The following is a 6,267-nucleotide window of genomic DNA, read 5'->3' as shown; positions in this document are numbered from 1 at the left end:
GTCGTCGCGGCGCTGGCCGGTGACGGGCTGGAGCCGGCCGCCGACGACCCGGTGGAGGCGCTGGTGGCCGAGGGGAACCCGGTCGCGGTGCGGCGGGCACGGTGACGAGCCCGGTCGGCGGATTGGACGGAACCACTGGGGCGGCTGCTCCGGCCCGGCTATCGTGAGCGGTGCGCAGTGCGGTGGTCTCTCCGCCGGGCCGGGTGAACCTACCGGGGTCGGCGGAGAGGACGCCTCGAACGATGACACGGGGAGGGGCCCATGTCCGACGGCGTTTTCGACGATCACTCGGTACCGAGCGAGCCGGTCGACGGAGCCGGCGACGGCGGTTTCATGGCCGGGATCGGGAAGATGCAGACCGGGGCGGACAACATGATTCAGACCGCCAAGTCCGGAGGCTTCCGCTCCAGTCCCGAAGGGGTCAAACCGCTGATCGACGCCTGTTCACGGATGATAGACAGGATCGAGAGGCTGTACGAAAACTTCTCCCGCGCCCGCTGGGTGAACGGCCCGTCGTAGACCCGGTTGGTGAGCAGCTTGCCCCAGTCGTCCTCCGGCTGCTTGAACTGCGCGGCCAGCACCCGTTTGAGCTGGCCGATATACTTCAGCTCGCCCGCGGTGCTGATCACCGAGTCGAGGTCGAACGACTCCTTCGTCAGTTTCGCCAGCTCGGGCAGCAGCGTCTCGTCGATGTCGGAGAAGTCGAGCACCAGGAATGGCTTGGAGTCCATCCGGTTCGGCGCTTCGAGATCGGTGTAGAACTCGTAGGTCTCGCCGTTGGTCAGCACCGCGATCCGGGCGTCGGTGACGGCGAAGTACCGGTAGAGCTGCGAGGCGTGCTCGGCCCGTAGCGGTTCGGCGATCTTCTTGACCTCGATGAGCAGCTGCATCCGGCCGTCGTGCGCGATCGCGTAGTCGATCTTCTCGCCCTTCTTGACCCCCACGTCCGCGGTGAACTCCGGGATCACCTCGTCCGGGTTGAAGACGTCGTAGCCGAGCACGTCGCTGATGAACGGCATCACGAACGCGTTCTTGATGGCTTCCTCCGTCTGGATCGCCGCCTTGTGCTTACGGATCTTCTGGGCGAGAGCCTGCGTGCGCTCCGCGATCTCCATCCGGGACCTCTCCTCGCTGAACGGACCGGCGGGTCGGTGACCTTCGCGCGACAGTCGGCGACGAGGGCGGGAGTGTTATCGGGGCGGTTCCCTTGTCTGATTCGCCGTACACGCGTGATCACCTGCGGTAGCGTCGGTGCGGGCCTGGTCAGGACGTCAACGTAGGAGGATCGATGGGCTTCCAGACGCCGCAACAACCGTTGAAGGAGCTCCTCCCGAGGATCGCGCGGGGTGAGATCCAGTTACCCGACTTTCAACGCGGCTACGTCTGGGACGAGGAGCGCATCCGGTCGTTGCTGGTCACCCTCGCGCACGGGCACCCGCTCGGCGTGGTGATGACGCTGCAGACCGGCAATGACCAGGTGCGGTTCAAGCCCAGGCTGATCGAGGGGGTCGACGAGGAGTCCGCCGACGTCGACCCCGCGCTGCTCGTGCTCGACGGGCAACAGCGCCTCACCTCGTTGAGCCAGGCGCTCTGGGGCGACGGCGTGATCGACACCCAGGACGCGCGGAGAAAGGTCGTCCAGCGACGGTTCTTCTTCGACATCGTGCAGGCTGTGAAGGACCCGCACAATCTGGACGAGGCGGTGAAGTCGCTGCCGGGTGACGGTGTGCTCCGGGAGAACTTCGACCGCGACATCGTCCTGGACGTCTCCACCCGCGACAAACAGCTCGAACACGGCTACTTCCCGGTCAACCTGGCCTACCGCGACAGTGGGACCGACTGGTTGTTCGGATACGCCGACGGCGATGTGGCCCGGACGTTCCTCAACACCGTGCTCACGCCGATGAAGTCCTACACCATCCCGTCCATCGAGCTGGACCGCCAGACCACCAAGGAGGCCGTGGCCACGGTCTTCGAGAAGGTTAACCAGGGCGGGATGAAGCTCACTGTGTTCGAGCTGCTCACGGCGAAGTTCGCCGGCGACGCCGACTACTACCGCGCCACGGGTACGGACTTCCGGCTCAAGGACGACTGGGACTCCACCGCGGAGGTGATCGGGAAGTACCCGGTGCTGCAGGGGCTGGACGAGACCGAGTTCCTTCAGGCGGTGATGCTGCTGGCCAGCAACCGCAACCACCGGGCGACCACCGCGCGCAAGGACGACATCCTGAGCCTGCGCCTGTCCGACTACCTCGACTGGGCCGACGAGGTGCGCAAGGCGATGGTGTGGGTCGCGGGTTTCCTCGCCGCCGAGCACATCCACATCGACGGCGACGTCCCGTATCCCACGCAGCTGGTGCCGCTGGCCGCACTGCGGGTGCTGATGGGCGAGGACATCGACATCCACGGCATCCGGTCGCGCGTCCGGCAGTGGTACTGGTGCGGAGTACTGGGCGAACTGTACAGCTCCGCCACGGAGACCCGGATGGCCCGCGACGTCGAACAGGTTCCCGCGTGGGCGCGTGGTGAGGAACGGGCGGCGGTGCCCCGCACCGTGGAGGACGCCAACTTCGTCGAGTCCCGACTGCACTCGCTCAAGACCCGGAACGCGGCGGCATACAAGGGTATAAACGCGTTGCTGATGGCGCACGACACCAAGGACTGGCTGCACCACCAACCGTTCGACCGGGCGCACTACGTCGAACTGGCGGTCGACATCCACCACATCTTCCCGAAGAAGTGGTGCCTGGCCCACGACATCGACCCGGAGCTGCGCGAGAGCATCGTCAACAAGACGCCGCTGGCGCGCAAGACCAATCAGCTCGTCGGCGGGGTGTCCCCCGCCGACTACATGCGCAAGCTGGACGCCCGGGCGAAGATCACCACCGACGAACTCGACGCCATCGTGGCCGCCCACCAGGTGGACGTGGCGGCGCTGCGGGCGGGCGACTTCGAACGCTTCTTCACCCACCGCCGTGAGGCGCTGCTGGGGCTCGTGGAATCGGCCATGGGCAAGCGGGCCGCGCGCGATATCGACCAGGACTCACTCGACGGGGGTGCTGAATCCTCCGACGCGTTCGTGCCCGAGCCGGACGACCCGGTGGACAACGCGGAATACGGCGTCACCGGGTAGCGGAACACGGCGACGGTGGAGGGCCCCGCCGGCCCGCGGCGTCGACTCCCCGTGCTGGGCTGTCGACTCGCCGTGTTGGGGTGTCAGCTCGCGAGTGCGGCGTCCATGGTGATCGTCGTGCCCGCCAGGGCGTTACTCACCGGGCAGGTGTCCTTGGCGGCCGCGGCGAGTTGGCCGAAGCGGTCCGCGTCCACGCCGTCCACGTCGGCGCGCAGGGTGATGTCCACCGTGCTGATTGTCAGCCCGCCGTCGGCCGCCTCCACGGTCACCGCCGCGGTGATGTCGATCGTCTTTGGGGTCAGGTTCTCCTTCTCCAGCACCCCGGCGAGGTTCATCGCCAGGCAGGACGACTGCGCCGCCGCGATCAGCTCCTCCGGGCTGGTGGTGCCCTCCGGTTCACCCACCCGGCGCGGGAACGTGACGTCGAACCGGGCGGTGTTCGAGGAGTCGAGCGTGATCGCGCCGGTGCCGCTGTTGAGGCCGCCGTTCCAGTGCGTGGTCGCGTCGCGCTGGGCCATGGAGGCTCCCTTCGCCGGAGAGTGGGGGGTGTGGTCTCGACCCTAGGCCGCACCGCCCGGCACGGCGCGGTGAGCGGCGGGACCGTTCGCCTACGTGGGTGCCGCTGTACGGGCGCCGCGAATCCGACGCTGCGGTGTCGCGGCGGCCGGTGAGCGGCGTCCCCACGTCCGGCACACCGTGGAAACTGCGGTTGACCTGCGCCTTTGAGGCACTCTGTGTGAAAAGGCCGCTAGTACATGTGTGAGGAGGCCGCTAGGAGGTGTTTGAGAAGGCCGCTAGAGTCTGTGTGAGGAGGCCGCTAGGCGGTGTGTGAGAAGGCCGCCAGCGGGTGCGCGAAAGCTGTAGATCGAGGTGGAAGGGGTGTCCGGGTGGTCGGCCCTGCTGACGAGCACTATGTGCCGCGACTGGTGGACGAGCGGGTGTGCGAAGCGTTGGAGGTCTTCCCTGCCGTCCTGTTGGCCGGTCCGCGGGCGGTGGGGAAGACCACGACCGCACGGAGATTCGCCGAATCGGTGGTCGAACTGGACGACAAGGCTCAGGCCGCCCCGTTCCGAGCGGACCCGAGTGCGGCGTTGCGGGCGGTGTCGGAAGCCGCGTCCGGGCCCGTGCTGCTGGACGAGTGGCAGGAGGTCCCCGAGGTGCTCGCCGCGGTGAAGCGGGCGGTCGACCGCGAGGCACGCCCCGGGAGCTTCCTCCTGACCGGCAGTGTGCGGGCGCCGCTCACGTCCGCCTCCTGGCCCGGTACCGGGCGCGTGATCACGCTGAACATGCACCCACTCACGGTGCTGGAGCGCTCATCCTCCGGAGTTCCGCAAGACCGTTTCGTGTCCGCTCTGCTGAACGGAGAGGTCTCCGAACTCTCCGTTCCCGAGACGCCCCCGGACCTCACCGGATACCTCGATCTCGCCGTCGTGGGCGGATACCCGTCCGTGGTGAACCTGCGTGCCCGGCCACGGACCCTGTGGCTCGACAGCTACGTCGAACAGCTCGTCCTGCGGGATGTCCCCGAGCTCGGGGACATTCGTGACGCTCCGGCGCTGCGACGCCTGCTGCACGCCCTTGCGGAATGCACCGGGACCATGACGGCCGACACCGAACTGGCGTCGGCGGCGGGAATGAACGTCAAGACCGTACGGAGGCAGGAACGTCTGCTCGACGATCTCCGGGTGGTGTGGTCGCTTCCGGGTTGGTACACCAACCGGTTGAGTCGTCTGGTGAAGCAACGGAAGCGTTATGCCACGGACACCGGCCTCGTGGCCGCACTGCTGGACGTGGACACCCGGGGACTTCTCCGCAACGGCGAACTGCTGGGGCGCATGCTCGAGACGTTCGTGCTCGCGCAGGTGCGCCCGGTGCTGGAAGCGGTCCGGAACAAGGCCGTGGCGTATCACCTGCGGCAGCAGAACGGCAGACGCGAGGTCGATGTCGTCCTCGAGACCGCGGACGGGCGCGTGGTCGGGATGGAGATCAAGGCGAGCGCAAGTCCCTCGGTGGCCGACACCCGGCATCTCGCCTGGCTGCGGGACGAGCTCGGCGACCGGTTCGTCGCCGGGATCGTCCTGCACACAGGGAAGTCGATCTTCCCACTCGACGAGCGGATCACGGCGGTGCCCATCGCTGCCCTGTGGGCGTGACTTACCTGCGGCGACGCCGGATCCCGGCCACGGGGCGTGTCAGATGGTCCATGCGGGTGATTTAGCGGTTGTCTTTGTACACGCAAGCGCGGTGTCCGACCTCGACGACGAGCACCAGGAGCCGGTCGTCGTGGACTTCGTAGACCACGCGGTAGTTTCCGGCGCGGACGCGCCATCGGTTGGTGGTCCCGGCGAGTTTGGTGCAGCGCGGCGGGCGGGGCTCGTCGGTGAGCGCGTCGATGACGGCGAGGACGCGGCGGCGTTGGGGCTTGTCGATCGCGTCGAGCGCTTTCGCGGCCCGCCGGGTGAGGTCGATCTGGTAGGTCACGCGGACTCGGCGAGGTAGCGCTGCCAGGAGATGGTGTCTTCCTCGCCCGCCTCGATCGCGGCGCGCGCGTCGTTGGCGCGGCGGGCCCAGTAGTCGTCTTCGATGCGTTCGTAGTTCTCCGCCACGTCGGCGGGCATCAACGCGGCCACGCGTTCCCCGTGCCGCATGAGGTAGACGAACTCGCCGTCGCGCACCGTGTCGATGAGGTCCGCGAGGTTGCCGCGCGCGTCGGTGACGGACACCTCGCGCACATCTGTCGGGTTCTCGTCGCTCATATCTGTCACTGTACACCATGTACGTCGCTGTACTCGCGTGTACGAGCCTCGCTCCGAACGGTCCTCGGTGGGTTCCTCAGGCTGTGGTCGCCGGTGTCGTTATGCACACCGGGAAGTCGCTCTTCCAGCTCGATGCGCGGGTCACGGCGGTGCCGATCGCGGCACTGTGGGCGTGAACCGGTCCGGCGTTGCCGGGCGGGTAGTCCGGTTGTGTGAAGTCCGGTTCTGTCGTGCCGATGCCCGCCGTCGTCGTCACCGTCGGTGCGGCGGCGTCGGGTAAGACGCGGCTGCGGCACCGGCTGATCGGGGCCGGGCTGGACCCGGCGCGGGTGGTCAACCTCGACCTGCTGCGGGCCGACGCCCGGCGGGCTGCCGGAC

6 protein-coding genes are annotated in these 6,267 nt (G+C 67.9%); 2 read left to right on the top strand and 4 right to left on the bottom strand.

All coding sequences use genetic code 11. From position 1 onward, the window contains the following. Positions 1–377 precede the first annotated feature (377 nt). Positions 378–1,115, bottom strand: a complete 738-nt coding sequence (locus SACHA_RS21945) for a type I restriction endonuclease (RefSeq protein ID WP_019810420.1) — start codon at positions 1,113–1,115, stop codon at positions 378–380. Positions 1,116–1,288: 173 nt separating this feature from the next. Between SACHA_RS21945 and SACHA_RS0112860 the strand changes: the two genes are divergently transcribed. Beyond that, on the top strand, positions 1,289–3,133 hold the full coding sequence (locus tag SACHA_RS0112860) for a DUF262 domain-containing protein (RefSeq protein WP_019810418.1): 1,845 nt from the start codon (positions 1,289–1,291) through the stop codon (positions 3,131–3,133). Between the two features lie 83 nt (positions 3,134–3,216). Here SACHA_RS0112860 and SACHA_RS0112855 read toward each other — a convergent pair whose 3' ends face one another. Next, on the bottom strand, positions 3,217–3,651 hold the full coding sequence (locus tag SACHA_RS0112855) for an OsmC family peroxiredoxin (protein ID WP_019810416.1): 435 nt from the start codon (positions 3,649–3,651) through the stop codon (positions 3,217–3,219). A gap of 369 nt (positions 3,652–4,020) precedes the next feature. On the opposite strand from SACHA_RS0112855, the gene SACHA_RS0112850 reads away from it, so the two are divergent. Next, on the top strand, positions 4,021–5,286 hold the full coding sequence (locus SACHA_RS0112850; RefSeq protein WP_198010144.1) for an ATP-binding protein: 1,266 nt from the start codon (positions 4,021–4,023) through the stop codon (positions 5,284–5,286). Between the two features lie 61 nt (positions 5,287–5,347). On the opposite strand, the gene SACHA_RS0112845 is transcribed toward SACHA_RS0112850, so the two are convergent. Further along, positions 5,348–5,614: a type II toxin-antitoxin system RelE family toxin gene (locus SACHA_RS0112845; RefSeq protein WP_019810413.1), complete on the bottom strand. Its 267-nt coding sequence runs from the start codon at positions 5,612–5,614 to the stop codon at positions 5,348–5,350. Continuing rightward, entirely contained in the window at positions 5,611–5,889 is a 279-nt protein-coding gene (locus SACHA_RS0112840) for a type II toxin-antitoxin system prevent-host-death family antitoxin (RefSeq protein ID WP_007023548.1), read from the bottom strand. The genes SACHA_RS0112845 and SACHA_RS0112840 overlap by 4 nt, the downstream gene beginning before the upstream one ends. Positions 5,890–6,267 lie beyond the last annotated feature (378 nt).

This window comes from Saccharomonospora halophila 8, from assembly GCF_000383775.1.
Classification (GTDB): domain Bacteria; phylum Actinomycetota; class Actinomycetes; order Mycobacteriales; family Pseudonocardiaceae; genus Saccharomonospora; species Saccharomonospora halophila.
The sequence above is the reverse complement of the archived record's forward strand: the minus strand, read 5'-3'. Positions and strand labels throughout refer to the sequence as shown.